The organism is Enterobacter sp. CCUG 70166, assembly GCF_020224095.1.
Lineage (GTDB): Bacteria > Pseudomonadota > Gammaproteobacteria > Enterobacterales > Enterobacteriaceae > Enterobacter > Enterobacter intestinihominis.
On sequence record NZ_NRIQ01000028.1, the window covers coordinates 156607 to 182739 of the forward strand.

At 56.2% G+C, this 26133-nt stretch carries 22 protein-coding genes and 1 other RNA gene; 13 read left to right on the forward strand and 10 right to left on the reverse strand.

All coding sequences use genetic code 11. From position 1 onward, the window contains the following. Positions 1-91 precede the first annotated feature (91 nt). The 8 genes from kbaY to kbaZ all read right to left on the reverse strand — a co-directional run bounded on the left by kbaY (position 92) and on the right by kbaZ (position 7409). Positions 92-964 (reverse strand): tagatose-bisphosphate aldolase subunit KbaY, encoded by an 873-nt coding sequence (kbaY, locus tag CKK19_RS12980; protein ID WP_003861740.1) that lies wholly within the window; start codon positions 962-964, stop codon positions 92-94. 12 nt (positions 965-976) lie between these two features. Then, the gene (locus CKK19_RS12985; RefSeq protein WP_023298709.1) at positions 977-2122 is read right to left on the reverse strand and encodes an SIS domain-containing protein; all 1146 of its coding nucleotides are present in this window, start codon (positions 2120-2122) and stop codon (positions 977-979) included. 246 nt (positions 2123-2368) lie between these two features. Next, entirely contained in the window at positions 2369-3502 is a 1134-nt protein-coding gene (gene nagA / locus CKK19_RS12990) for an N-acetylglucosamine-6-phosphate deacetylase (protein ID WP_046620854.1), read from the reverse strand. Next, positions 3499-3933 carry a PTS galactosamine/N-acetylgalactosamine transporter subunit IIA gene (agaF, locus tag CKK19_RS12995; protein ID WP_048965966.1) on the reverse strand — a complete coding sequence of 145 codons (435 nt, stop codon included), beginning with the start codon at positions 3931-3933 and terminating at the stop codon, positions 3499-3501. The genes nagA and agaF overlap by 4 nt, the downstream gene beginning before the upstream one ends. Before the next feature lie 16 nt (positions 3934-3949). Then, complete coding sequence (agaE, locus tag CKK19_RS13000) at positions 3950-4828, reverse strand: PTS N-acetylgalactosamine transporter subunit IID (RefSeq protein ID WP_022649494.1); 879 nt, start codon at positions 4826-4828, stop codon at positions 3950-3952. Then, entirely contained in the window at positions 4818-5597 is a 780-nt protein-coding gene (gene agaW / locus CKK19_RS13005) for a PTS N-acetylgalactosamine transporter subunit IIC (RefSeq protein WP_003861730.1), read from the reverse strand. The genes agaE and agaW overlap by 11 nt, the downstream gene beginning before the upstream one ends. A gap of 10 nt (positions 5598-5607) precedes the next feature. Beyond that, positions 5608-6081, reverse strand: a complete 474-nt coding sequence (gene agaV / locus CKK19_RS13010; protein WP_003861728.1) for a PTS N-acetylgalactosamine transporter subunit IIB — start codon at positions 6079-6081, stop codon at positions 5608-5610. Positions 6082-6101: 20 nt separating this feature from the next. Then, a complete protein-coding gene (kbaZ, locus tag CKK19_RS13015) occupies positions 6102-7409 on the reverse strand; it encodes a tagatose-bisphosphate aldolase subunit KbaZ (protein ID WP_063853603.1) in 1308 nt (435 codons plus the stop codon). Positions 7410-7648: 239 nt separating this feature from the next. On the opposite strand from kbaZ, the gene CKK19_RS13020 reads away from it, so the two are divergent. Beyond that, positions 7649-8452 carry a DeoR family transcriptional regulator gene (locus tag CKK19_RS13020; RefSeq protein WP_015571958.1) on the forward strand — a complete coding sequence of 268 codons (804 nt, stop codon included), beginning with the start codon at positions 7649-7651 and terminating at the stop codon, positions 8450-8452. Positions 8453-8559: 107 nt separating this feature from the next. On the opposite strand, the gene garD is transcribed toward CKK19_RS13020, so the two are convergent. After that, positions 8560-10131 carry a galactarate dehydratase gene (gene garD, locus CKK19_RS13025; RefSeq protein WP_063853604.1) on the reverse strand — a complete coding sequence of 524 codons (1572 nt, stop codon included), beginning with the start codon at positions 10129-10131 and terminating at the stop codon, positions 8560-8562. A 366-nt stretch (positions 10132-10497) separates the two neighbouring features. Between garD and garL the strand changes: the two genes are divergently transcribed. The 11 genes from garL (at position 10498) to CKK19_RS13080 (ending at position 24288) form a co-directional block, all read left to right on the forward strand. Further along, a complete protein-coding gene (gene garL, locus CKK19_RS13030; RefSeq protein ID WP_032626385.1) occupies positions 10498-11268 on the forward strand; it encodes a 2-dehydro-3-deoxyglucarate aldolase in 771 nt (256 codons plus the stop codon). A gap of 21 nt (positions 11269-11289) precedes the next feature. Then, the gene (garR, locus tag CKK19_RS13035; protein ID WP_022649490.1) at positions 11290-12180 is read left to right on the forward strand and encodes a 2-hydroxy-3-oxopropionate reductase; all 891 of its coding nucleotides are present in this window, start codon (positions 11290-11292) and stop codon (positions 12178-12180) included. Between the two features lie 56 nt (positions 12181-12236). Further along, on the forward strand, positions 12237-13382 hold the full coding sequence (gene garK, locus CKK19_RS13040) for a glycerate 2-kinase (RefSeq protein ID WP_022649489.1): 1146 nt from the start codon (positions 12237-12239) through the stop codon (positions 13380-13382). Positions 13383-13414: 32 nt separating this feature from the next. Further along, positions 13415-13791: RNase P RNA component class A (gene rnpB / locus CKK19_RS13045), an RNA gene on the forward strand. A gap of 672 nt (positions 13792-14463) precedes the next feature. After that, entirely contained in the window at positions 14464-15384 is a 921-nt protein-coding gene (gene tdcA, locus CKK19_RS13050; RefSeq protein WP_023298702.1) for a transcriptional regulator TdcA, read from the forward strand. Between the two features lie 96 nt (positions 15385-15480). Next, positions 15481-16470: a bifunctional threonine ammonia-lyase/L-serine ammonia-lyase TdcB gene (gene tdcB, locus CKK19_RS13055; protein ID WP_225455152.1), complete on the forward strand. Its 990-nt coding sequence runs from the start codon at positions 15481-15483 to the stop codon at positions 16468-16470. A gap of 9 nt (positions 16471-16479) precedes the next feature. Continuing rightward, positions 16480-17811, forward strand: coding sequence for a threonine/serine transporter TdcC (gene tdcC, locus CKK19_RS13060; RefSeq protein ID WP_063853605.1), 1332 nt, complete (start codon positions 16480-16482; stop codon positions 17809-17811). Positions 17812-17841: 30 nt separating this feature from the next. Continuing rightward, positions 17842-19050 (forward strand): propionate kinase, encoded by a 1209-nt coding sequence (gene tdcD, locus CKK19_RS13065; protein WP_032626381.1) that lies wholly within the window; start codon positions 17842-17844, stop codon positions 19048-19050. 15 nt (positions 19051-19065) lie between these two features. Continuing rightward, the gene (gene pflB, locus CKK19_RS13070) at positions 19066-21360 is read left to right on the forward strand and encodes a formate C-acetyltransferase (protein WP_032626378.1); all 2295 of its coding nucleotides are present in this window, start codon (positions 19066-19068) and stop codon (positions 21358-21360) included. Positions 21361-21634: 274 nt separating this feature from the next. Next, the gene (locus CKK19_RS13075) at positions 21635-22966 is read left to right on the forward strand and encodes an amino acid permease (RefSeq protein WP_022649483.1); all 1332 of its coding nucleotides are present in this window, start codon (positions 21635-21637) and stop codon (positions 22964-22966) included. A gap of 20 nt (positions 22967-22986) precedes the next feature. Next, positions 22987-24288 (forward strand): serine dehydratase subunit alpha family protein, encoded by a 1302-nt coding sequence (locus tag CKK19_RS13080; RefSeq protein ID WP_063853606.1) that lies wholly within the window; start codon positions 22987-22989, stop codon positions 24286-24288. Positions 24289-24382: 94 nt separating this feature from the next. Here the strand turns inward: CKK19_RS13080 and CKK19_RS13085 are convergent, their stop codons facing one another. After that, on the reverse strand, positions 24383-25084 hold the full coding sequence (locus CKK19_RS13085; protein WP_022649481.1) for a pirin family protein: 702 nt from the start codon (positions 25082-25084) through the stop codon (positions 24383-24385). 104 nt (positions 25085-25188) lie between these two features. Here CKK19_RS13085 and yhaJ point away from each other — a divergent pair, with 104 nt between their 5' ends. Beyond that, positions 25189-26091, forward strand: a complete 903-nt coding sequence (gene yhaJ, locus CKK19_RS13090; protein WP_022649480.1) for a DNA-binding transcriptional regulator YhaJ — start codon at positions 25189-25191, stop codon at positions 26089-26091. The last annotated feature ends 42 nt before the right edge of the window (positions 26092-26133 follow it).

The following is a 26133-nucleotide window of genomic DNA, read 5'->3' on the forward strand; positions in this document are numbered from 1 at the left end:
TAATGGAAGGCGCTGTCCGGCTTAAGGACGCGCCTTCATATTTGCGAGGCTTATAGTTATTTTTTAGGTACTAACGTTATGCGCGATGGGTTCAGGCTTCAGCCGGAAGCAGCAGCCGGTTCGCCGAGCCGCAAACGGTGATTTTGCTTCTGACCACCTCTTTCATGGCATCCATGCCGACGCGCATGTAGAAGCGCGGATCGTTGCCCTGTGGGTTCTCGGCAAACCAGGCTTTGACTGCGTCAGAGAAGGCGATTTTCAGCTCTGTTGCGACGTTAACTTTGCAGACGCCCAGCTCAATGGTGCGGCGCACATCCTCATCCGGAACATCGCTCGCACCGTGCAGTACCAGCGGCACTGTCACTACCTCGCGGATCTCGGCCAGCCGCTGGAAGTCGATTTTTGGGCGTTTGGTATAGAGGCCGTGCGCGGTTCCGATGGCAACGGCGAGGCTGTCCACGCCTGTCAGTTCGACAAAGCGTTTTGCTTCCTGCGGGTCTGTCAGGAACGCGCTTTCGGCGTCGACGCTCATGTCATCTTCCACTCCACCCAGTCGGCCCAGTTCGGCCTCGACGCTACAGTCGTTGAGGTGACAGAAATCGACGACCGATTTCACCAGCTTGACGTTTTGTTCGAAGGGGTAATGGCTACCGTCGATCATTGCGCTACGTACGCCGGCATGGACTTTGCGGCGAATGTCATCCAGCGATTCGTGGTGATCGAGGTGTAGCGCCAGCGGCATGTCATAAGTAAGGGAATATGCGCTGCACAAGGCGTAGATCTCTTCCAGCGCAATATGTTTAAACGTCCCCGGCGTACCCGCGAGGATCACCGGGGATCGCATTTCGCTACAGACTTCGAGGATCGCCTGGATCGTCTCGGCGTTATGAATGTTAAAGGCCGGAACGGCATAGCCCTTTGCCTGTGCGTCCTGCAAAAGATATTTGGTGGAAATAATACTCATGAGCCTGTCCTCTTAAGCCTGCCACGGATGAATAACGACGCCCTGGACCACACGGTTAACCGTACCGCTGGCGGATGGCGTATCTGGCGTATTGCCAACGTGCAGAGACTGGGTCAGTGCGAAGACCTGGGCGTACATCAGGAAGCAGAACGCCTGCTCCATATCGTTAAATGAACGAGAAGGCGGCAGCAGGATATGCGGGCCAGCTTCAATGACCGGATCCGTTTCGGCTGCAATGGCTACCACGCGCATAGCCTGACGATCGCGACGCAGCTCGGCGAGCAGATCCAGATCGTACTGACGCGTGTACGGATGGCTGGAGACAAACACGACGACCAGCGTTTCGTTGTCCACCAGCGACTTAGGCCCGTGACGGAAACCCGTTGGCGAATCGTAGAATGCCGCCAGCTTGCCGGCGGTCAGCTCCAGCACTTTCAGCGCAGACTCCCGTGCGGCGCCCTGTAATCCACCGCTGCCCAGATAAACAATGCGTTTCCACGGTTCGTTACCAAAGACGCCGGGGCTGAAATCGCCAAGCGATGTGAGGATCGCCTGACAGCGATCGGACACGTCGCGGAACGTTTTGCTGTTGATCGTTTCCGGTGCGAATACCGCCAGGCAGCTCGCCATCATGGTGGTGATGCTGCTTGTCATCGCGAACCCGCGATCGTGCGTTTCGGCTGGCATGAGCAGAGCGCAGGCGTTATCGCTGTCGACGGCATTCTGGTACAGGCTGCCCGCTTCATTACAGGTGATCGACAGGTGGTAGCACTCCGGTACGAACTGATTCGCCAGCTCAACGGCGGCGACGCTCTCCGGGCTATTGCCAGAACGGGCGAAAGAGACCAGAAGCAGCGGGTGCGCAGGGCTGAAATAATCCATCGGGTTGGTGACCAGATCGGTCGTAGGTATCGCGGTGATGTTTTTCCCCGTGTGGCTGGCAAGCCATGGCGCAATGATGTCGCCGATAAAAGCGGACGTACCCGCGCCGGTCAGAACGATCCGCAGATCGGGCTTGCGCAACAGTGGTGTCAGAAAACTGTCGATCGACGCGCGCAGGTTATCAATATTGTTGAGCGAGCGAAGCCAGCTGGCTGGCTGCTGGCGGATCTCTTTTTCGGTCCAGGTGCCGGTGGCGGCGGTAGTGGTTTGTGGCATAACTCAGTCCTTAGTCGTGTGAATTCCACATCAGACGCTGGCAAACGTGTCGCTATCTTTCGTTTCGTTTCACTTGTTCACTTTAGCAGTTAAATAAAATCTATAGAAAAGAAATCGAAAGTTCAATGGCGTAAAAGAAATAAAACGAAAAGTGTGATCGCGAAAGGAAAGGAGAAAGTCAAGGAAAGGAAAAGAAAGGCCTTACGATCGTCTTCCGTAAGGCCAACAGGGCACACTGTGAAAGGGCTACAGGGAAAGAGCCTGACCCTGGATCCAAATCTGCCGGAGGTGTAAACCCGCATCCAGCGCAATAATATTGGCGCGTTTGCCAGGCGCTAACGATCCCAGCAGGTGATCCATACCGAGCAGACGGGCGGGATGCAGTGAAGCCATATGGATAGCTTGCTCTGGGGCGACCCCCGTATGCTCCACCATATTTCGCACGGCGGCATCCAGCGCGAGCGTGCTGCCCGCCAGCCCGCCTGAGGCCGTGCGGACAACGCCGCCCTGCATCTCGACACTTTCACCACACAACGTATAGCCCCCATCAGGCATACCCGCCGCCTGCATGGCATCGGTAATCAGCACCGTACGATCCTTCGCGCAGCAACAACACAGCCGCATGGCTCCAGGATGAACGTGATGCCCGTCGGCAATAAGCTCCAGCCACGCGCGTGGGTCCGTAAGGCCAGCGCCAACCATGCCGGGCTCCCGGTGGTGTAACCCCGTCATGCCGTTGTAGCAGTGCACCAGCCCGGCTGCGCCTGCATCAAATGCGGCCAGGGTTTGCGCGTATGTAGCGGCGCTGTGGCCCAGCATGACGCGTATCCCTTTTTGCTTGAGGTGATGGATCGCCTTCAGGGCTTCCGCTTTTTCCGGAGCAAGCGCCACTACCCGCAGCGTGTTCTGCGAAACCGCAATCAGATCATCAAGTTCCGCGAGATCCAGTTCGCGAAACAGTTCTTGCGGATGTGCCCCTTTGTTCTGCGGCGTAAAGTACGGGCCTTCCAGATAGCTGCCCAGGACCTGCGCACCGGGGCCACCGACATGACAGCGTCGGGCAATGCGCCGTAACGCGCTATGGATCGCCTCCAGCGGAGCGGTGACGGTGGTAGGCAGAAACGCCCCCACGCCTTCACGCGCTTTATGCATGGCTAACCGGTCCAGCACGTCGGGGGCATCATCCATCACATCCACACCCGCGCCGCCGTGGACGTGGATATCAATGTATGCCGGGCAAAGCAGGTCTGCCTCGCGGGTGTTAACCCCTGCCGGAATCGGCTCGATGGCGGTGATGACGCCTCTATCCATGCGCAGCTGATGGTCATCCAGCCAGCCCTGCCCGGTAAGCAGACGACGCGCGCGCAGCAGCTGGCTCATATCCCTTCCTCGGCGGGCGCTTCCTCGCGACAGCGTGCAAGCTCATCCACCAGGCTGGTCAGGCCGCGATGGCCGCACTCCAGCGCCTGCAAACGAAATGCTTCACTGCTTAACCCTTCGCGCTCCAGAACCATCTCCAGCAAAAGCTGGAGATTGGTGCCGGTGATCACTTCGCTGCCGGGGTGTTGCATCGCGAGGGTAGAGGCCACACGAAACGGCGTACCGCCGAGAAGATCGGTGAGAAACACGATATCGTGCTCTGCATCCAAATCATTCACTGCCTTCTCAAGCTGCGCGGTCAGCCGCGCAGTGGTGGAGCTTTCCGGAAAATCGATGGCGATAAACTGCGGCTGTTCGCCGAGGATTTGCTTCATCGCCTGTTCCAGCCCGCTGGCAAAACCGCCATGACCCGTCAAAATAATGCCTAACATCGCAACCTCTTTGCTTTTACAGGAAGTGACAGAATTTACCGACAACGCCCAGCACCACGGTGATACCAATCAGGCGCAGCGGGCTCCAGCCACGGCGTACCAGCCAGAACATGGTCAGGGTGTAGACCAGCGGCAGAAAGGCGGGCATCAGTTTGTCGATCACGTCGGTTTGCAGTTTGACGACCGCATCCCCGGCTTTAATCTCGAGTGTGGTATTCAGGCGCACATAGGTTGCCACCAGTGCACCAATCACCGTCATCCCGACAATGGACGCAGCATGACCAACCTTTTTGGTGTTGGCCTTGATCAGCGGGATCGCGGCGACACCCATCCGGTAGGCATAGTGCGCCAGACCAAAACGCAGGCCGAGATGCACCACGTTAAACAGCACGATAAAGACCACGGCGCCAAGAATGGATCCCTGTAGCGCCAGGCTGGCGCCAATCCCCCCGCAAATAGGCAGCAGGGTTAGCCAGAACATGGCGTCACCAATGCCACCGAGCGGTGCACCGACGGCAATTTTAGTGCTCTGGATGCTGTTCACATCCTGCTTGGAACGCTCCATTGCCAGAATAATGCCGATGACGAAGGTCACCAGGAACGGGTGGGTGTTAAAGAAGCCCATATGGCCTTTCATGGCGCGCGCCAGGTCCCGCTTATTGGTGTGGATCTTTTTCAGCGCGGGCAGTAGCCCATACAGCCAGCCGGAGGCCTGCATTCGCTCGTAGTTGAACGAGGCCTGTAGCAGCATGGAACGCCAGGCGACACGGTTAATATCCTTTTTCGTTAGCTCAGCGCCAATACTCTGGTCTTCGTAGACGTTTTCATTCACGCCGGTCAGCAGCGTCTCTTCACTTTCAGACACGCCCGGCAGGGTGGTTGGATTAGATGCCATCTTCAAATTCCTCTTTCTGGGCCGCAGGTGCCGTCGGTTCAGGCGATTTGCGCAGCAGGTCGATCAGCGCCATCGCCAGCGCAGCCGCGGCAATCGCCAGCACCGGCAGTTTCAGCCAGGCCGCGGCGACAAAGCCGATAATGAAGTAAGGGATGTAGACGTTTTTCATCATGATCTTCAGCAGCACGGCGAAGCCGATCGCTGGCATGATGCCGCCCGCGACGCCCAGACCGTCGATCAGACGTTCTGGCAGGACATCAATGGCGGTTTTCGCATGTTCAGCCCCGAAGTAGATGGGCAGAAACGCACACAGGAAGTAGAAGACGCCGAGCGCTAGCAGTGCCAGATAGTTGACCCGTTCAATACCACGGGTGTCTGCGTTAGCCGCCATGCGATCGCAGCGGGACATCACGCCGGACATCACCGAGAAGAGGAAAGTGATCCCCATCTGAACCGCCACGGCAAACGGCACGGCGACCCCAACGGCGACATCCGGTTTCACGCCTGTGGTAATGGCAAATGTGGTGCCAACGATGGTGCCGATAATCACGTTTGGCGGCTGCGCGCCCGCCAGCGGCGCGAGACCCATCCAGACCAGTTCTAACGTACCGCCGGTCAGAATTCCGGTGTGCAGATCGCCCAGAATCAGGCCAACCAGTGGCCCGAGCACCACCGGACGGTGCATGTGTGTTAAGCCGTTAAACATATCCAGGCCCGCGATAAAGGCGAGAAGCCCCAGCGCGAAAGCCTGCAACAGACTGATTTCCATTGTGAATCCCTCAGAGCAGTTTAAAGAGATCCAAAGCAGTCTCTGTTGGAACGCCCTGAACGAAGCATTCCACTCCGGCCGCCTTCAGGCCGTTAAACGCGGCGATATCGTTCGCGTCTACAGATACCGTTTTGGCAATTTGCTGTTTGCCACTGGCGTAATGCATATTTCCGACGTTGATACGGGTGATGGGCACGCCGCCCTCGACCAGCGTTAAAAAATCAGCCGGTGTTTTACAAACCAGCAGAATTTTCTGCCGGTCGGCGGCGCGATGAATGTTGTCGATCACTTTTTGCAGGGACCAGAAACGCACGGCGATGCCTTCCGCAAGCACCATCTCCATCAGGTTTTGCTGAACCGGATCGTCTGCAACCTCGTCATTTGCCACCAGCACCAGGTTCGCCCCCGCAAACCCCACCCACTGTACGCCCACCTGACCGTGGATCAGGCGTTCATCAATGCGGCATAAGACAATGTTTGGCATAGCGTTTTCCTCTTTTTTAATTATGCGTGTTGAGTCGTTACGCCTTCGCAGGCGGCATGGTACTGCTGGAGTATGTCCTGAATGTGGTCGAGAATGAGCTCCTGTGGTGTGGACCTGAGAGCACCCTCGCGAACTTTGCTGTACTGCAACGGCAGATACTGGCTGATCAGCGGCAGCGGGATCGGTTCATCCGCCAGGTTGCGTACCAGTCGCTCAAAAGCCTCGTCAATCTGACTGTCTGGCCAGTAATAGCGCACGCGGTCGGAATAGCTGTAACCGCGGGCCAGGCGACGGGCATTGCCGTCGCCGTGATAGTGGCTTTGCCAGTATTCCGGGCGATCGAGCATCACGTTTTCCAGGACGTGACGCAGTCCTGAGCAGGCTTTTGCCGGTAAAAGCTCTTCTTCAATTGCAGCCAGTGAGAACAGCGCTTCGCGCAGCGCGAAGGTTAGCGCAGGGCCGACTTTCAGAATGGCGAAGTGATCTTTCACCAACTGGCGCAGCGCCTGCGGCGTCTGGTAATCGGTAGAGTGTGCTTCAAATACGAGCGTGTCGTAGGCTTCAACCATCTTGCTCAGTGCGACGGCTTTATGCGGTTGATAGTCACAAACGTGCGCATGGTCGAACTCAACGCCAGGCTGAACCACCAGGCCAATAATGCGCGGCCAGATGTCGCTTAACCCTTCCTTCTCGAATGCGTGGCGGTGTGCCTCAAGCGTGGCACGTGCCGCCTCTGGTGTGGTGACCTCAAGCTCGGTCAGCGTTTCGTGTGCCCCACCGGTAACCGGAACTTCCGTGCCGATAACGTAGACCAGATCCGCTACGCCAAATTGCTCGAGACAGGTGGTTTCGGCAATTTTAGCCAGCCGAGCGGCACGCCCGGCAACGATTGCATCGGTTAAAGGAACCGGATCGTCTTCGCAGGACATGCTGCAATCGAGGTGAATTTTTTTAAATCCGGCCGCCACGTAGCTCCTGATCAGATCGTCGGCGTTCGCCATCGCCTGCAAAGCTGGCAGGTTTTGCCAGCGGTTAGGACCTAAATGATCGCCGCCAAGGATCAGCTGTGAGGTGGGGAAACCGAGGGATCCTGCCAGCTTGCAGACAAACCCATAAAAATCGGCGGGCGTCATACCGGTATAGCCGCCAAACTGATCCACCTGGTTTGAGGTGGCTTCAATCAGCAGAGGCGTCTGCTGTGAATGGGCGTAACGAATTGCAGCTTCAAGTACCAATGGATGTGCGGAACAGACGGCGTAAATCCCGTTTGTATTCCCCCGTTTATGTTGTTCCACCATTTCTGTCAGATGTTTCACTTTCCTCTCCATTTCGGATGGTGTTGGTATTCATCTTTCGTTTTGTTTCATTTGATACTGCATTATGGTGGGGTAAAAATAAAACGAAAGATAATAGTTTTCCAATCTGTTTCACAAAAGAAACATAATGAAAGGTTTCAGCGGCGGTTAAGCTTGCGTCTGCTCACCATACAGGGCTTGCATTCCCTCAAAAGAAAGGCGTTAATAAGCAAAACGAAATGAAACGAAAGTTTATTTACTAAGGAGCTCGTATGAGCAGCACCGATTCATCCGCAGAGAAGCGCATCACCGGCACCAGTGAAAGGCGAGAGCAGATCATTCAGCGGTTGCGGGCGCAGGGAAGCGTGCAGGTTAACGATCTTTCTCTTTTATACGGCGTGTCGACGGTGACGATCCGTAACGATCTGGCCTTTCTGGAAAAGCAGGGGATTGCCGTTCGCGCTTACGGCGGCGCGCTGATTTGCGAAGGTAATGCCCCCGGCGTGGAGCCGTCCGTTGAGGACAAAAGTTCCCTTAATACGGCTGTGAAGCGCAGCATCGCGCAGGCGGCGGCTGAACTGGTGAAGCCGGGTCACCGCATTATTCTGGACTCCGGCACCACGACCTTTGAAATTGCCCGCATGCTGCGCCAGCATACCGATGTCATTGCCATGACCAACGGGATGAACGTGGCAAACGCGCTGCTGGAAGCGGAGGGCGTAGAGCTGCTGATGACCGGCGGGCACTTGCGCCGTCAGTCGCAGTCCTTCTATGGTGACCAGGCGGAGCAGTCCTTACAGAATTACCATTTTGACCTGCTGTTCCTGGGCGTCGATGCCATCGATCTCGATCGGGGGGTGAGTACGCACAACGAGGATGAAGCCCGTCTGAACCGGAAAATGTGCGAGGTGGCGGAGCGTATTATCGTTGTCACTGATTCCAGCAAGTTTAACCGTTCAAGCCTGCATAAAATCATTGATACTCAGCGGATCGACATGATTATCGTTGATGAAGGTATTCCGGCGGAAAGCCTGGAAGGGTTACGCAAAAGCGGGATCGATGTGGTGCTGGTCTAAAGAGGCTTTTCCCCTCACCCTAACCCTCTCCCCATAGGGGAGAGGGGACTGCTCGGTGCGGTTTTTTTACCCTCTCCCCGGTGGGGAGAGGGCAGGGTGAGGGGCCATCACGTCACCGGTGCCGGGTTAAACACCGCCAGCGAGTTATGCAATCCCCATTGATCGGAGAAGGTTTTCTTCCGTCCGCTTGCCACATCCAGAATGAAGTGGAACAGCTTCCAGCCCACCTCTTCAATACTCTCTTCCCCGGTGGCGATGGTGCCCGCGTTGATATCCATTAAGTCATACCAGCGGTTTGCCAGCTCGGTGCGGGTCGCCATTTTGATCACCGGTACCGCCATCAGGCCGTACGGCGTGCCGCGTCCGGTGGTAAAGACCTGTACCGTAATGCCGGATGCTACCTGCTGGGTGCCGCACACGAAATCACTGGCAGGCGTTGCCGCGTAGATCAGACCGCGTTTGGTTGGTCGCTGGCCAGGTGAGAGCACTTCCACAATCGCGCTCTGGCCGGATTTGGCAATCGACCCGAGGGCCTTTTCCACCACGTTCGCCAGGCCGCCTTTCTTGTTACCCGGAGACGGGTTGGCGCTGCGGTCGGTTTTGCCCATGTCGAGATAGTTATCGTACCAGGCCATCTCCTCCAGCAGGCGTTTGCCCACCTCTTCGTTAACGGCGCGCGGCGTGAGCAGGTGGATAGCATCACGCACCTCGGTGACTTCAGAGAACATCACCGTGGCGCCGCAGCGCACGAACAGATCGGAGGCATAACCTACCGCCGGGTTAGCGGTGACGCCGGAAAACGCATCGCTGCCGCCACACTGTGTCCCAACCACCAGTTCAGAGGCCGGGCAGGTTTCACGCTGGCGTTTGTTCAGCTTCTCCAGATGGCGCTCTGCCACCTGTAAAATGTCGTCGACCATCGATCTGAAGCCGACATGGTGTTCATCCTGAAGACGCACAATACTGGCCTCGTCAACCGGAATGGCTTTCACATCCTCAGTACCCTGCAACAGGCGTTCTGGCTGCAATTTTTCACAGCCGAGGCCAATCACCATCACCTCGCCGCCAAAGTTCGGGTTAAGGGCGATATTGTGGATCGTGCGGATCGGCACGACCGCTGCGGGCGCGTTGATCGCCACGCCGCAGCCGTACAGGTGGTTAAGCCCCACCACGCCGTCAACGTTGGGGTATTTCGGCAGCAGATCGCGCTCAATAATTTTCACCACGTAATCCACGACACCCGCCACGCAATGCACGCTGGTGGTGATGCCAAGCAGGTTTTTGGTTCCCACGCCGCCATCCGCGTTGCGGTAACCTTCGAAGGTATAACCCTCCAGCGGAGGTAACGGCTCAGGGACGCGGGTAGCCAGCGGCAACGTCTCCAGCGGCGGGGCGGTGGGCAGCTCAACCAGCGACTCCTCAATCCAGCTACCCTGCGGGATAGCGCGCACCGCATAGCCGATGACTTCGCCGTAGCGCACGATTTCGCCCTGCGCCGGGATATCGACCAGTGCGACTTTGTGCCCCTGCGGAATGTGCTCAATCAGCTCCAGCCCGTCCGGAAAGCGGGTACCCGCTTTTAAGCCATTGTCGTTGACAATAATCGCCACGTTATCGGTATCGTGCACTTTTATATAGAACGCCGTCGGCGACGCCTGTCGAATTTCAATATCGGCCATTGTTCACTCATCTCCAGCAAAATATCTGATACTAAATATAGCCAGATGGTTAATCGTTTCTTATTGAGGAAATAAAGAATGTCAGGAGAGGAAAAGTGAGAATGTGATCGCGATCGCTCCCGACACACTAATCGTTGATTCTGTGCATCAGCGCCCACTGCATTGGGCAAATGCTCAAAATAGCGTGCTAATCCCGTTGGATAATTGAGCATTGAGACAATGTGCTGCCGGGTGGTGACGATTATACTGAATGACGATTTTATAACGCCAAAATTCAGTCAGTAAATAAATATAACGCTGACGCTGAGTCGGAATAAATAAGAAAAGCTACTGGCTAAAACTGCGGAATTAAAAAAGGTATACGTAATGAGTAACGACATCTTCCCGAATAAATTTAAAGCGGCCCTTGCGGCGCATCAGATTCAGATTGGCTGCTGGTCTGCGCTGGCCAACCCCATCAGCACCGAAGTGCTGGGCCTGGCCGGATTCGACTGGCTGGTGCTGGACGGCGAACATGCGCCAAACGATATCAACACGTTTATTCCGCAGCTGATGGCGCTGAAAGGCAGCCACAGCGCGCCGGTGGTGCGTGTACCTACCAACGAGCCGGTGATCATCAAGCGTCTGCTGGATATCGGCTTCTACAACTTCCTGATCCCGTTTGTTGAAACGGAAGAAGAAGCGGTGCTGGCCGTAGCTGCCACCCGCTATCCGCCGGAAGGGATCCGCGGCGTGTCTGTCTCGCACCGCGCCAACATGTTTGGCACCGTGCCGGACTATTTCGCCCAGTCCAACAAGAACATCACCATTCTGGTTCAGATCGAGAGCCAGCAGGGGGTCGATAACGTCGACGCCATTGCCGCGACCGAAGGTGTCGACGGTATTTTCGTCGGCCCGAGCGATCTGGCGGCCGCCTTTGGTCATCTGGGCAACGCCAGCCACCCGGACGTGCAGCGGGCAATCCAGCACATTTTTGCCCGTGCCAAAGCGCACGGTAAACCGTGCGGCATTCTGGCGCCGGTGGAAGCCGATGCCCGCCGCTACCTGGAGTGGGGCGCAACGTTTGTCGCCGTCGGCAGCGACCTCGGCGTATTCCGCGCCGCCACGCAGAAATTAGCGGACGCTTTTCAAAAATAACCATCATTGAGGAAACAGATTATGACGCTGAAAGTGGGTTTTATTGGCCTGGGTATCATGGGCAAACCAATGAGCAAAAACCTCATCAAAGCAGGTTACTCACTGGTGGTTTTAGATCGTAATTCAGACGCGGTGGCAGAAGTGATTGCGGCTGGCGCAGAAACGGCGACAACTGCAAAAGCGATCGCCGAGCAGTGCGATGTCATTATCACCATGCTGCCAAACTCCCCGCACGTGAAAGAGGTGGCGCTGGGTGAGAACGGCATTATCGACGGCGCGAAGCCGGGTCTGGTGGTGATCGACATGAGTTCTATCGCGCCGCTGGCGAGCCGCGAAATCAGCGAGGCGCTGAAAGCGAAGGGCGTGGAGATGCTGGATGCGCCGGTCAGCGGCGGCGAACCGAAAGCCATCGACGGTACTCTGTCGGTGATGGTGGGGGGCGATAAAGCCGTGTTCGACAAATACTACGACCTGATGAAAGCCATGGCTGGCTCCGTGGTGCATACCGGTGAAATAGGCGCAGGCAACGTCACCAAGCTGGCAAACCAGGTGATTGTGGCGTTGAACATCGCGGCCATGTCCGAAGCACTTACGCTGGCCACCAAAGCGGGCGTTAATCCGGATCTGGTCTATCAGGCCATTCGCGGTGGTCTTGCGGGCAGCACCGTGCTGGATGCCAAGGCACCGATGGTGATGGATCGTAACTTCAAGCCGGGCTTCCGCATCGATCTGCACATTAAAGATCTGGCGAATGCGCTGGATACCTCCCACGGCGTGGGCGCGCAGTTGCCGCTGACTGCCGCCGTCATGGAGATGATGCAGGCGCTGCGTGCGGACGGTCTGGGCACCGCCGATCACAGCGCGTTAGCGTGCTATTACGAAAAGCTGGCGAAGGTTGAAATTGCTCGCTAATGACGTCCCGCCCGGTGGCGTTACGCTTACCGGGCCTACGGCTCAGGCATACAACTATGAAAATCGTAATCGCGCCAGACTCTTATAAAGAAAGCCTGTCTGCCACTGAGGTGGCGCAGGCGATAGAAAAAGGATTTCGGGAAATTTTCCCCGACGCTCATTACGTGTCTGTTCCCGTTGCTGACGGCGGAGAAGGTACGGTTGAAGCGATGATCGCCGCGACGCAGGGCACCTGGCAGCAGGCTGTCGTCACCGGCCCGTTAGGGGAAAAGGTGAAGGCCAGCTGGGGGATCTCGGGCGACGGTACCACCGCGTTTATCGAGATGGCCGCCGCCAGCGGCCTGGTACTTGTTCCTCCCGCGCAGCGTAACCCGCTGGTCACGACGTCGCGCGGGACGGGGGAGCTGATCCTCCGCGCGCTGGATAAAGGCGCGCGCAACATCATTATCGGTATCGGCGGGAGCGCAACCAACGATGGGGGCGCGGGTATGATGCAGGCGCTGGGCGCGAGGTTTACGGATGCGAACGGGACGGAGATCGGCTACGGCGGCGGCAGCCTGATGGCGCTGAACCGTATTGATATTTCGGATCTTGATCCGCGTCTTCAGGGGTGCGCAATCCGCGTCGCCTGTGACGTGACGAATCCGCTGGTCGGTGAAAGCGGCGCGTCGCGTATCTTTGGCCCGCAAAAAGGCGCCACGGAGGAGATGATCCTCGAACTCGACGCCAGTCTTAGCCACTACGCCAACGTGATCAAAAAATCCCTGCGCATTGACGTCAACCCGGTTCCGGGGGCAGGAGCGGCGGGCGGCATGGGCGCGGCGCTGATGGCCTTCCTGGGCGCTGAGCTGAAAAGCGGCATTGAGATTGTCACTCAGGCGCTCAATCTTGAAGAACATATTCACGACTGCACGTGGGTGCTGACGGGAGAAGGGCGCATCGACAGCCAGAGCATTAATGGCAAAGTGCCCGTCGGCGTGGCGAGCGTCGCCAAAAAATACCATAAGCCGGTGATAGGGATTGCCGGAAGTCTGACGCAGGATGTTGGTGTGGTGCATCAGTACGGCATCGACGCGGTGTTCAGCGTATTGACCCGCATCGGTTCACTGGAAGAGGCGTTCCAGGGAGCGTACGACAACATTTACCGCGCCTCGCGCAATATCGCGGCCACATTGCAGGTAGGCATGCGTAGCCAGGGGTGACAGCGGCGCGCAAACCCTCTATACTGCGCGCCGAAGCTGACCAGACAGTCGCCGCTTCGTCGTCGTCCCTTTCGGGGGAGACGGGCGGAGGGGAGGAAAGTCCGGGCTCCACAGGGCAGGGTGCCAGGTAACGCCTGGGGGGGAAACCCACGACCAGTGCAACAGAGAGCAAACCGCCGATGGCCCGCGTAAGCGGGATCAGGTAAGGGTGAAAGGGTGCGGTAAGAGCGCACCGCGCGGCTGGTAACAGTCCGTGGCACGGTAAACTCCACCCGGAGCAAGGCCAAATAGGGGTTCACATGGTACGGCCCGTACTGAACCCGGGTAGGCTGCTTGAGCCAGTGAGCGATTGCTGGCCTAGATGAATGACTGTCCACGACAGAACCCGGCTTATCGGTCAGCTTCAACTTCTTACGAAACCCCGCTTCGGCGGGGTTTTTGTTTTCTGAAGGTTGCATGCCGGGTCAGCGAAGCGCCAAACGACATCAATTCTCAATTTTGCGACGCCAAGCACATTTCACTGCTTTACCGATTATGCGTTCCTTTCATCTGCTGCGCATGATCATAATCACAAAATTTAACGCTATAAAATTAGAAAATTTTAGTGTTGAACAGATGTTGTGAATGTTGACTCAGTGATGCTGAATGTTATTCATTTGATAATTTAATATTGAATCTAAAAACATTCTTCTGGTGAATGTGTGATATATCCCACTCTTTAACCGGAAGCTGAGAAAATATTCCTGATAAAGTTGATAAACCACAAAAATGTTTTAAAAGAATAATGATGGTTTATTAACCTTTAATTGCCTGAAAGATAGTCTTTATTAATATTGTTAAGGCAAAAAAATTCATGCTGGTTATTGCCATAAAATAAATTTATTACCGCGGATTTTGTTGATCAATATCAGCGTAATTGCGTATTTTTAGCTATCTAACTGTTTGAATAATAAGATTATAAATAGATTTTAAATGTGGTTGTAAAAAGGGCATCCTGGCAAATTGTGAGTAACAGCACATACCCCCTGAAACAATATTGGGTAGAATCCGCTGCGTCATAGGGAAATAAGCGCAGAATATTATGAATACTATTATTCTACCGAAAACACAGCACCTCGTGGTATTTCAGGAAGTCATCAAAAGTGGCTCTATAGGTTCTGCTGCAAGACAACTGGGGCTGACGCAACCTGCCGTCAGCAAAATCATCAGCGACATCGAATCTTACTTTGGGGTGGAAGTGATGGTGCGTAAAAACACCGGCGTAAAACTCACTGCCGCCGGTCAGGTGCTTCTGTCCTACGCTGAGTCGATCACCCGCGAAATGAAAAACATGGTGAGCGAGATCAACAGCCTCAGTTTCAGTACCGTCATGGACGTCTCCTTCGGCTATCCGTCGCTGATTGGCTTCACCTTCCTGTCCGGGATGATCAAAAAATTCAAGGAAGTGTTCCCGAAGGCGCGCGTCTCAATGTATGAAGCGCAGCTCTCTTCATTCCTGCCCGCCATTCGCGATGGCCGGCTGGATTTCGCCATCGGCACGCTGAGCGACGGGATGTTGCTCCAGGATCTTCACGTTGAGCCACTCTTTGAATCTGAGTTTGTGCTGGTGGCGAGTAAATCACGAACGTGCACCGGCCCGACCAGACTGGCGTCGCTCACGCACGAGCAGTGGGTGATGCCGCAAACCGATATGGGCTACTACAACGAACTCCTGACCACCCTGCAAGATAACCACATCAGCATTGAAAACATCGTCCAGACCGATTCCGTCGTCACCATCTATAACCTTGTTCTCAATGCCGATTACCTGACGGTGATCCCCCGTGACATGATTGCGCCATTCGGCTCGGACCAGTTTATTGTCCTGCCGGTGGAAGATGCATTACCTGTGGCGCGTTATGCTGCCGTGTGGTCAAAAAATTACAGTATTAAAAAATCGGCGTCAGTATTAGTTGAACTGGCAAAACAATATTCGTCGATGAATATCGAAAAACGACGATAGAAATAATGATGATTTAAAATACCCGGAGCGACGCTTTTTAACGCTCTGATACCCTGACTTTGCCTGAAAATAATGAATTATTATAACGAGGATATTATGCACATTACTTACGATCTCCCGGTGACCATTGAAGATATTCAGGACGCCAGAAAAAGACTGGCGGGAAAGATCTATAAAACCGGTATGCCGCGTTCAAATTATCTGAGCGAACGGTGTAAGGGTGAGATATTCCTGAAATTTGAAAATATGCAGCGTACCGGTTCGTTTAAAATACGTGGGGCGTTTAATAAATTAAGCTCGCTGACCGATGCGAAAAAACGCAAGGGCGTGGTTGCCTGTTCCGCAGGGAACCATGCGCAGGGGGTGTCGCTCTCCTGCGCCATGCTCGGCATCGACGGCAAAGTGGTAATGCCTATGGGCGCGCCGAAATCCAAGGTGGCCGCCACGCGCGACTACTCCGCCGAAGTGGTGCTGCATGGCGAGAACTTTAACGACACTATCGCCAAAGTGAGCGAAATCGTCGAGATGGAAGGGCGCATATTTATCCCGCCTTACGACGATCCGAAAGTGATCCCCGGTCAGGGCACCATCGGCCTGGAAATCCTCGAAGATTTATACGACGTGGATAACGTGATTGTTCCCATCGGCGGTGGTGGTTTAATTGCCGGTATTGCGACAGCAATTAAATCCATCAACCCAACTATCAATATTATCGGCGTGCAGTCTGAAAACGTGCACGGAATGGCGGCGTCGTATCAGACCGGTGAAATAACGAACCACCGTATTACCGGCACATTAGCGGACGGCTGCGTCGTGTCTCGCCCGGGTAATTTAACCTTCGAAATCGTTCGTGAACTGGTTGACGACATTGTGCTGGTCAGCGAAGACGAGATTCGCAACAGCATGATCGCGCTTATTCAGCGAAATAAAGTGGTTACGGAAGGTGCTGGCGCGCTGGCGTGCGCGGCGTTATTAAGCGGCAAGCTGGACCACTATATTCAGGGCCGTAAAACCGTCTGCATTATTTCCGGTGGCAATATTGATCTCTCCCGTGTTTCCCAAATTACCGGCTTCGTTGACGCATAAAGGTGACCTATGAGCAACACAGAAAGCATTATCGTTGGCCAGACAAAAACGTCCTCCTGGCGTAAATCGGATACCACCTGGACGCTCGGCCTGTTTGGTACCGCCATTGGCGCTGGCGTGCTGTTCTTCCCCATCCGCGCAGGCTTTGGTGGCCTGATCCCTATTCTGCTGATGCTGGTTCTGGCGTTCCCCATTGCCTTTTACTGCCACCGCGCGCTGGCGCGTCTGTGTTTGTCCGGCAGTAACGTCTCCGGCAACATCACCGAAACGGTGGAGGAGCATTTTGGTAAGACCGGCGGGGTGGTGATCACCTTCCTCTACTTCTTTGCTATTTGCCCGCTGCTGTGGATTTACGGCGTCACCATTACCAACACCTTTATGACCTTCTGGGAAAACCAGCTCCAGATGCCTGCCCTGAACCGCGGCGTGGTAGCGCTGTTCCTGCTGCTGCTGATGGCCTTTGTGATCTGGTTCGGTAAAGACCTGATGGTGAAGGTGATGAGCTACCTGGTGTTCCCGTTCATCGCCAGCCTGGTGCTGATTTCTCTCTCGCTGATCCCGTACTGGAACTCAGCGGTGATCGACCAGGTTAACCTGAGCGATATCGCCTTCACCGGTCATGACGGCATTCTTGTCACGGTGTGGCTGGGGATTTCCATTATGGTCTTCTCCTTCAACTTCTCGCCTATCGTCTCCTCGTTTGTGGTCTCCAAGCGCGAAGAGTACGAGCCGGAGTTTGGTAAAGAATTCACCGAGCAGAAATGTTCCAAAATCATCGGTCGCGCCAGCCTGCTGATGGTGGCGGTGGTGATGTTCTTCGCCTTTAGCTGCCTGTTTACGCTCTCTCCGCAGAACATGGCGGACGCCAAAGTGCAGAACATTCCGGTGCTCTCTTACCTGGCGAACCACTTTGCGTCGATGTCAGGCAGTAAATCCACGTTCGCCACGGTGCTGGAGTACGGCGCGTCCATCATCGCGCTGGTCGCTATCTTTAAATCCTTCTTCGGTCACTACCTGGGCACGCTGGAGGGGCTGAACGGCCTGATCGTTAAGTTCGGCTACAAGGGCGACAAGAAGAACGTCTCCGTGGGCAAGCTGAACACCATCAGCATGGTCTTCATCATGGGCTCCACCTGGATTGTGGCCTATGCCAACCCGAACATTCTGGACCTTATTGAAGCCATGGGCGCGCCAATTATCGCCTCTCTGCTGTGCCTGCTGCCGATGTACGCTATCCGCAAAGCACCGGCGCTGGCGAAATACAAAGGCCGGACCGAGAACATCTTCGTCACCGTGGTCGGCCTGCTGACCATTCTGAACATCGTGTACAAACTGTTTTAAACCAAAGCTCAGGAAGAGCGGAGCCATACCATGATTGAGTTTCCGGTAGTACTGGTCATTAACTGCGGATCGTCCTCTGTTAAGTTTTCGGTGCTGGACGCCGCAGGCTGCGATGCCCTGCTGACGGGCATTGCGGACGGCATCAACACAGAAAAAGCCTTTATTTCCGTGAATGGGGGTGAGCCAGTCAGACTGGCTCATCAGGACTACGAAGGGGCGCTGGCCGCCATCGCCCTGGAGCTGGAGAAGCGCGACCTGATGGGCAGCGTGGCTTTGATTGGCCATCGCATTGCCCACGGCGGCGATCTCTTCAGCGAGTCGACCCTGATCACGGAAGAGGTGATGGAGCAGATCCGCCAGGTCTCCCCGCTGGCGCCGCTGCATAACTACGCTAACCTGAGCGGCGTGGAAGCCGCAGAGCGACTCTTCCCCGGGGTGCAGCAGGTGGCGGTATTTGATACCAGCTTCCACCAGACCATGGCGCCGCAGGCGTATCTGTACGGCTTGCCGTACCGCTATTTTGAAGAGCTGGGCGTGCGCCGCTACGGCTTCCACGGTACCTCTCACCGCTACGTGGCGGCGCAGGCGCACGCGCTTCTCGGGCTCTCCGCCGAAGACAGCGGCCTGGTGATTGCCCATCTCGGCAACGGGGCGTCCATTTGCGCGGTGCGTAACGGCAGAAGCGTGGACACGTCCATGGGGATGACGCCGCTTGAAGGACTGGTGATGGGCACGCGCTGTGGCGACGTAGATTTTGGCGCGATGGCGTGGATTGCCCGGCAGACCGGCCAGACGTTCGAGGATCTGGAGCGCGTGGTCAACAAAGAGTCCGGGCTGCTGGGGATCTCCGGCATCTCCTCCGATTTGCGCGTGCTGGAGAAAGCCTGGCATGACGGCAACGAGCGGGCGCGGCTGGCGATAAAGACCTTTGTCCACCGCATAGCGCGGCATATCGCCGGTCATGCCGCATCCCTGCACCGTCTGGATGGCGTGGTGTTTACCGGCGGGATCGGTGAGAACTCCGTGCTTATCCGCGCGCTGGTGGTGGAGCACCTGAAGGTGTTTGGCATCATCCTCGACGAGTCCAAAAATGCCCTGCCGGGCAGCGCGGGTGAGGGCGTGATCTCCACCGAGTCGTCCCGCGCGGCCTGCGCGGTGATCCCTACCAATGAAGAAAAAATGATCGCGCTGGACGCCCTCCGTCTTGGGAAGGTCACCCCGGCTGCGGCTTACGCCTGATAAAGCGAGAATCTGATGAAAGTAACAATCGATACGGGCGTCGCGCCTTACAGCGACGCATGGGCCGGGTTTCGCGGTGAAGAATGGAAAAACGCCGTTAACGTGCGCGATTTTATTCAGCATAACTACACCCCTTATGAAGGCGATGAAGCTTTCCTCGCGCAGGCGACGCCAGCAACGACGGCGCTGTGGCAGAAGGTGATGGTCGGCATTCGCCAGGAGAATGCTACTCACGCTCCGGTGGATTTTGACACCAACATCGCCACCACCATTACCGCGCACGGGCCGGGCTATATTGACCAGGAGCTGGAGACGATCGTCGGCCTGCAAACCGACAAGCCGCTCAAGCGGGCCCTGCATCCGTACGGCGGAATCAATATGATCCGCAGCTCATTCGAAGCCTACGGTCGCGAGATGGATCCGCAGTTTGAATATCTCTTCACCGACCTGCGCAAAACCCACAACCAGGGCGTATTTGACGTTTATTCCCCGGAGATGATGCGCTGCCGAAAATCCGGCGTGCTCACCGGTCTGCCGGACGGCTACGGGCGTGGACGCATCATCGGCGACTACCGCCGCGTGGCGCTGTACGGCATCAGCTATCTGGTGCGCGAGCGGGAACTTCAGTTCGCCGATCTCCAGGGGAAACTGGAGCGCGGAGACGATCTGGAGGCCACGATCCGCCTGCGCGAGGAGCTGGCGGAGCATAAACGTGCGTTGCTCCAGATCCAGCAGATGGCGGCGAACTATGGCTTTGATATTTCACGTCCGGCGATGAATGCGCAGGAAGCGGTGCAGTGGGTCTACTTTGCCTACCTTGCCGCAGTGAAATCCCAGAACGGCGGGGCGATGTCGCTGGGGCGCACGGCCTCGTTCCTCGATATCTACATTGAACGCGACATGCAGGCAGGAAGGCTGAACGAGGTGCAGGCCCAGGAGCTGATCGACCACTTCATCATGAAGATCCGCATGGTGCGCTTCCTGCGCACGCCGGAGTTCGACACGCTCTTCTCCGGCGATCCGATCTGGGCCACGGAAGTGATTGGCGGCATGGGGCTGGATGGCCGTACGCTGGTGACCAAAAACAGCTTCCGCTATCTGCATACCCTGCACACCATGGGGCCTGCGCCGGAGCCAAACCTGACGATCCTCTGGTCCGAACAGCTGCCGATCGCGTTCAAGAAATACGCCGCGCAGGTCTCGATCGTCACCTCCTCGCTGCAATACGAGAACGACGATCTGATGCGTGCCGACTTCAACAGCGACGACTACGCCATTGCCTGCTGCGTCAGTCCGATGGTGATCGGCAAGCAGATGCAGTTCTTCGGCGCACGCGCCAACCTGGCGAAAACGCTGCTGTACGCGATTAACGGCGGGGTGGATGAGAAGCTGAAGATCCAGGTGGGGCCGAAAACCGAGCCGCTGCTGGATGAGGTACTGGATTACGACACCGTAATGGCGAGCCTCGATCACTTCATGGACTGGCTGGCAGTGCAGTACATCAGTGCGCTGAATCTCATTCACTACATGCATGATAAATACAGCTACGAAGCCTCGCTGATGGCGTTGCACGACCGGGACGTTTACCGCACCATGGCCTGTGGCATTGCCGGGCTGTCGGTGGCGGCGGATTCCCTGTCGGCCATCAAGTACGCCACGGTAAAACCGGTGCGCGACCACACCGGTCTGGCGGTCGATTTCGTCATCGAAGGCGACTATCCGCAATACGGCAACAACGACGATCGCGTGGACAGTATCGCCTGCGATCTGGTTGAGCGCTTTATGAAGAAAATCCAGGCGCTGCCGACGTACCGCAACGCCGTGCCGACACAGTCGATCCTGACCATCACCTCCAATGTGGTTTACGGGCAGAAGACCGGCAACACGCCGGACGGACGTCGCGGCGGTACACCGTTTGCGCCTGGCGCCAACCCGATGCACGGGCGCGACAGAAAAGGAGCGGTGGCGTCGTTGACCTCGGTCGCCAAGCTGCCGTTCACCTATGCCAAAGACGGGATCTCCTACACCTTCTCCATCGTGCCGCAGGCACTGGGCAAGGACGAGCTGGTGCGCAAAACCAACCTTGTCGGGCTGCTGGACGGGTACTTCCACCACGAAGCGACCATTGAGGGCGGGCAGCACCTGAACGTCAACGTGATGAACCGGGAGATGCTGCTGGATGCCATCGCCCATCCGGAGAACTATCCGAACCTGACGATCCGCGTTTCAGGCTATGCGGTGCGGTTTAACGCTCTGACGCGCGAGCAGCAGCAGGACGTGATTTCGAGGACGTTTACGCAGGCGATCTAACACAGGCTCCATCTTCAGCCTCCTCAGATGAGGAGGCTTTTAATTTTGTGAACACCGTCAATTTTAGAAAACTCGCTCTCTTTTCTGCTATCCCGAAGTAATATTTTCCTCTCGCCTAAGGAAATCCCTATAAAAGTTGTGACTTTTTTCTCCCGCGCTCCGGATATGATCTCCCCATACCAATAACTCACACCTGCACCCTCTGACTCGCAATCGCTGGCGATCGGAACCTTATAAAAACAAATCGTTACCCTACAAAATAAGCGAGTGCCCAATGAATATGGCAACAAACAGCAGTGTGATTGTGAGTGATTCCCCTGCGGCAAGGCGGGCGGGAATGAGCGAAAGCGAATGGCGAGAGGCGATTAAATTCGACAGCACCGATACGGGCTGGGTCATCATGAGTATTGGGATGGCTATCGGCGCGGGCATTGTTTTTCTTCCGGTGCAGGTTGGATTAATGGGGCTATGGGTATTTTTACTCTCGTCGATAATTGGTTATCCGGCCATGTACCTGTTCCAGCGCCTGTTTATTAATACGCTGGCGGAATCGCCGGAATGTAAAGACTATCCGAGCGTTATTAGCGGATATTTAGGCAAAAACTGGGGCATCTTATTGGGTGCACTTTATTTCGTGATGCTGGTGATCTGGATGTTTGTCTATTCGACGGCCATTACCAACGACAGCGCATCCTATTTACACACCTTCGGCGTAACCGACGGTTTGCTCTCGGAAAATCCGTTCTACGGCTTATTCCTGATCTGCATTCTGGTCGCCATTTCGTCGCGCGGTGAAAAGCTGCTGTTTAAAGTCTCCAGCCTGATGGTGCTGACCAAATTATTTGTGGTGGCGGCGCTGGGGCTTTCGATGATTGGCCTCTGGCATTTAGCCAACGTCGGCATGCTGCCGCCAATGGGGCTGCTGATTAAAAACGCCATTATTACGCTGCCTTTCACCTTAACCTCCATTCTGTTTATTCAGACATTAAGCCCGATGGTGATTTCCTATCGTTCACGGGAAAAATCCGTTGAGGTGGCGCGGCATAAAGCGCTGCGGGCAATGAATATCGCCTTTGGCGTGCTGTTTGTGACGGTCTTTTTCTACGCTGTCTCCTTCACCCTGGCGATGGGGCACGACGAGGCGGTAAAAGCCTACGAGCAGAATATTTCCGCCCTGGCAATCGCAGCACAGTTTATCAGCGGTGACGGCGCGGGCTGGGTCAAAATTGTCAGCGTAATCCTCAATATTTTCGCTGTGATGACCGCGTTCTTTGGCGTCTATCTCGGCTTTCGTGAGGCGACGCAGGGCATTGTGATGAACATCCTGCGCCGCAAAATGCCGGCGGAGAAAATCAATGAAAATGCCGTCCAGCGCGGGATTATGCTGTTTGCCATCCTGCTGGCCTGGAGCGCGATTGTGTTAAACGCGCCGGTGCTGAGCTTCACTTCCATCTGTAGCCCTATTTTCGGGATGGTGGGCTGCTTAATTCCGGCGTGGCTGGTCTACAAAGTGCCCGCACTTCATAAATATAAAGGCGTATCGCTGGTGATTATTGTAATTACCGGGCTGCTGCTTTGTGTTTCTCCTTTCCTCGCCTTCTCATGAGGTTAAATAAGGTCGTAACGATGTCTGAGCAAATTAATCCTTTATGGAACCATTTTATTCGCGCGGTGCAGGAAGAGGTAAAGCCTGCGCTGGGCTGTACCGAACCCGTCTCGCTGGCGCTGGCGTGCGCGATGGCTGCCGGACAGCTTGACGGTGAGGTGACGCGTATCGAGGCGTGGGTATCGCCGAACCTGATGAAAAACGGGCTTGGCGTAACGGTGCCCGGTACCGGTATGGTCGGTTTACCCATCGCGGCCGCGCTGGGCGCGACAGGCGGTAATGCACACGCCGGGCTGGAGGTGTTGAAAGACGCGTCGTCCGAGGCGCTAACGCGCGCCAAAGCACTGCTGAACGCGGGTCTGGTGCAGGTAAAATTGCAGGAGCCGTGCGATGAGATCCTCTATTCACGTGCCTGCGTTTACGTCGGTGAATCCTCGGCGATGGTGACCATCGCTGGCGGGCACACTCGCGTGGTGGAGGTAGTTTGTCAGGGCGAAACGCGCTTCAGGCTTGACGATAATCAGAGCCAGAACAGCGACGATCCGCTGGCGGTGCTCTCGACCACCACGCTGTCGCAGATCCTTGAGTTTGTAGAGCTGGTGCCGTTCGACGCGATCCGCTTTATCCTCGATGCGGGACGGCTGAACGATGCGCTCTCCCGCGAAGGTTTACGTGGCAACTGGGGGTTGCATATTGGTGCGACGCTCAATAAACAGCGCACACGCGGATGGATGGCGCAGGATCTGGGTTCAGACATTGTTATCCGCACCAGCGCAGCCTCGGATGCCCGCATGGGGGGCGCGACGCTGCCGGCGATGAGCAACTCGGGTTCCGGGAATCAGGGCATCACCGCCACCATGCCGGTGGTGGTGGTGGCTGAGCACGTTCAGGCCGATGACGAACGGCTGGCGCGGGCGCTGATGCTCTCGCACCTGTCGGCGATCTATATCCATTACCAGCTTCCGCGCTTGTCCGCGCTGTGTGCGGCGACAACAGCCGGAATGGGGGCTGCGGCGGGGATGGCGTGGCTGATGGGCGGATCTTACCAGACCATTGCCATGGCGATCGGCAGTATGATCGGCGACGTGAGCGGGATGATCTGCGATGGGGCTTCTAACAGCTGTGCAATGAAGGTCTCGACCAGCGTCACCAGCGCCTGGAAAGCCGTGATGATGGCGCTGGATGATACTGCGGTGACGGGTAACGAGGGGATTGTGGCGCATGACGTGGAACAGTCTATCTCTAACCTGTGCGCTCTGGCGTGCCGCTCAATGCAGGCGACGGACCGGCAGATCATTGAGATTATGGCGAGTAAGGTGTAAAAATTTCCCCTCACCCCAACCCCTCTCCCCATAGGGGCGAGGGGCTCGATCGTTCCCTCTCCCCTTTGGGGAGAGGGCTAGGGTGAGGGGGGGGTTAAACCGGCAAATCAATCAGCAGCGCGCGCAGCGGCGTATCCGCCACCAGGGTGATATTCGCTTCATCACGAATAAACGCGCCGTCGCCGCAGGTGAGCGCCTCTTTCTCTTCCGCGTGCGTCACCGCATGCACCGTACCGTGAATGGACTGCAGATAGGCGCGCGGACCATGAAGCTGGAAGCTCGCCTGTTCACCTTTCTTCAGCTCGATATGGTGCAGCCACACCTGCTGGCGCAGCTGCAGGCTGCCTTTGCTGCCATCAGGGGATGCAATCAGCTGCTGTTTATCGCCCTTCAGATCGATTTTTTGCACCAGCGGATTTTCCCGCTCCGGACAGGCATCCAGCCACAGCTGCATGCGGGTCAGCGTTTTGTCTTTGCTGAGGTTATGCTCGCTATAGCTAATACCCGGCTGCGTGGAAATTAACAGCGCCTCGCCAGCCTTCGCCTGGACATGATTGCCCTCGCTATCGCGGTATTCTGCCTCGCCTTCCAGGATCAGGTTCAGGATATCGACTTTCGGGTACGTGCGCGGCTGGAAGGACGCGCCCGGGGCGAGCACTTCCTGGTTCAATACGCGCAGTGAAGCGTAACCGAGAAGTTTAGGGTCAAAGTAGTGTCCAAAGGAAAAGGTGTAGCGGGCCTGCAACCAACCGAAATCGGCTTGTCCGCACTGTTTCGCTGTTCTTGTCGTAATCATAAACTTGACCTCTCTTTACACTAAATCAATGGTAAAGGTATGGACGCTGCATTGTTAGCCAGATATTCTGCCCGGTATGTTCAAATTTCCTGAATGAGAACGAGATGGCTAAAGAGAGAGCATTGACGCTTGAGGCGCTTCGCGTCATGGACGCGATTGACAGGCGCGGCAGTTTTGCCGCGGCGGCAGATGAACTGGGGCGCGTTCCGTCTGCGCTGAGCTATACCATGCAAAAGCTGGAGGAGGAGCTGGATGTTGTGCTCTTCGATCGCTCTGGTCATCGAACAAAATTCACCAACGTTGGGCGGATGCTGCTGGAGCGCGGCCGCGTATTGCTGGAAGCGGCGGATAAACTGACGACCGATGCCGAAGCGCTGGCCCGCGGCTGGGAAACCCATCTGACGTTAGTGACCGAAGCGCTGGTGCCCACCGAGGCGCTGTTCCCGCTGGTGGACAGACTCGCCGCGAAAGCCAATACCCAGCTGTCGATCATCACCGAGGTACTGGCCGGGGCGTGGGAGCGTCTTGAGACGGGCAGGGCGGATATCGTCATTGCGCCGGATATGCATTTCCGCTCATCGTCAGAAATTAACTCGCGCAAACTGTACAGCGTGATGAACGTCTACGTCGCTGCGCCGGGTCACCCGATCCATCAGGAGCCGGAACCGCTCTCTGAGGTCACGCGCGTGAAATACCGCGGCGTGGCGGTGGCGGATACCGCGCGCGAGCGCCCGGTGTTAACGGTGCAGTTGCTGGATAAACAGCCGCGTCTGACGGTGACGTCGCTGGAAGATAAGCGTCAGGCGCTGCTGGCGGGGCTGGGCGTGGCGACCATGCCGTATCCGTTCGTCGAAAAGGACATTGCAGAGGGACGGCTGCGCGTTGTCAGCCCGGAATACACCAGCGAAGTGGATATTATTATGGCGTGGCGTCGTGACAGCATGGGCGAAGCCAAATCATGGTGTTTACGCGAAATTCCGAAGCTTTTCACGCAATATAATAAATAAAATCGTAATTTGTAGGCCCGGTAAGCGAAGCGCCACCGGGCT

Coding starts and splice junctions, on each gene's coding strand:
- kbaY (WP_003861740.1), bottom strand. CDS start 964: ATGAGTATTATTTCCACCAAATATCTTTTGCAGGACGCACAGGCAAAG.
- CKK19_RS12985 (WP_023298709.1), bottom strand. CDS start 2,122: ATGCCACAAACCACTACCGCCGCCACCGGCACCTGGACCGAAAAAGAG.
- nagA (WP_046620854.1), bottom strand. CDS start 3,502: ATGAGCCAGCTGCTGCGCGCGCGTCGTCTGCTTACCGGGCAGGGCTGG.
- agaF (WP_048965966.1), bottom strand. CDS start 3,933: ATGTTAGGCATTATTTTGACGGGTCATGGCGGTTTTGCCAGCGGGCTG.
- agaE (WP_022649494.1), bottom strand. CDS start 4,828: ATGGCATCTAATCCAACCACCCTGCCGGGCGTGTCTGAAAGTGAAGAG.
- agaW (WP_003861730.1), bottom strand. CDS start 5,597: ATGGAAATCAGTCTGTTGCAGGCTTTCGCGCTGGGGCTTCTCGCCTTT.
- agaV (WP_003861728.1), bottom strand. CDS start 6,081: ATGCCAAACATTGTCTTATGCCGCATTGATGAACGCCTGATCCACGGT.
- kbaZ (WP_063853603.1), bottom strand. CDS start 7,409: ATGGAGAGGAAAGTGAAACATCTGACAGAAATGGTGGAACAACATAAA.
- CKK19_RS13020 (WP_015571958.1), top strand. CDS start 7,649: ATGAGCAGCACCGATTCATCCGCAGAGAAGCGCATCACCGGCACCAGT.
- garD (WP_063853604.1), bottom strand. CDS start 10,131: ATGGCCGATATTGAAATTCGACAGGCGTCGCCGACGGCGTTCTATATA.
- garL (WP_032626385.1), top strand. CDS start 10,498: ATGAGTAACGACATCTTCCCGAATAAATTTAAAGCGGCCCTTGCGGCG.
- garR (WP_022649490.1), top strand. CDS start 11,290: ATGACGCTGAAAGTGGGTTTTATTGGCCTGGGTATCATGGGCAAACCA.
- garK (WP_022649489.1), top strand. CDS start 12,237: ATGAAAATCGTAATCGCGCCAGACTCTTATAAAGAAAGCCTGTCTGCC.
- tdcA (WP_023298702.1), top strand. CDS start 14,464: ATGAATACTATTATTCTACCGAAAACACAGCACCTCGTGGTATTTCAG.
- tdcB (WP_225455152.1), top strand. CDS start 15,481: ATGCACATTACTTACGATCTCCCGGTGACCATTGAAGATATTCAGGAC.
- tdcC (WP_063853605.1), top strand. CDS start 16,480: ATGAGCAACACAGAAAGCATTATCGTTGGCCAGACAAAAACGTCCTCC.
- tdcD (WP_032626381.1), top strand. CDS start 17,842: ATGATTGAGTTTCCGGTAGTACTGGTCATTAACTGCGGATCGTCCTCT.
- pflB (WP_032626378.1), top strand. CDS start 19,066: ATGAAAGTAACAATCGATACGGGCGTCGCGCCTTACAGCGACGCATGG.
- CKK19_RS13075 (WP_022649483.1), top strand. CDS start 21,635: ATGAATATGGCAACAAACAGCAGTGTGATTGTGAGTGATTCCCCTGCG.
- CKK19_RS13080 (WP_063853606.1), top strand. CDS start 22,987: ATGTCTGAGCAAATTAATCCTTTATGGAACCATTTTATTCGCGCGGTG.
- CKK19_RS13085 (WP_022649481.1), bottom strand. CDS start 25,084: ATGATTACGACAAGAACAGCGAAACAGTGCGGACAAGCCGATTTCGGT.
- yhaJ (WP_022649480.1), top strand. CDS start 25,189: ATGGCTAAAGAGAGAGCATTGACGCTTGAGGCGCTTCGCGTCATGGAC.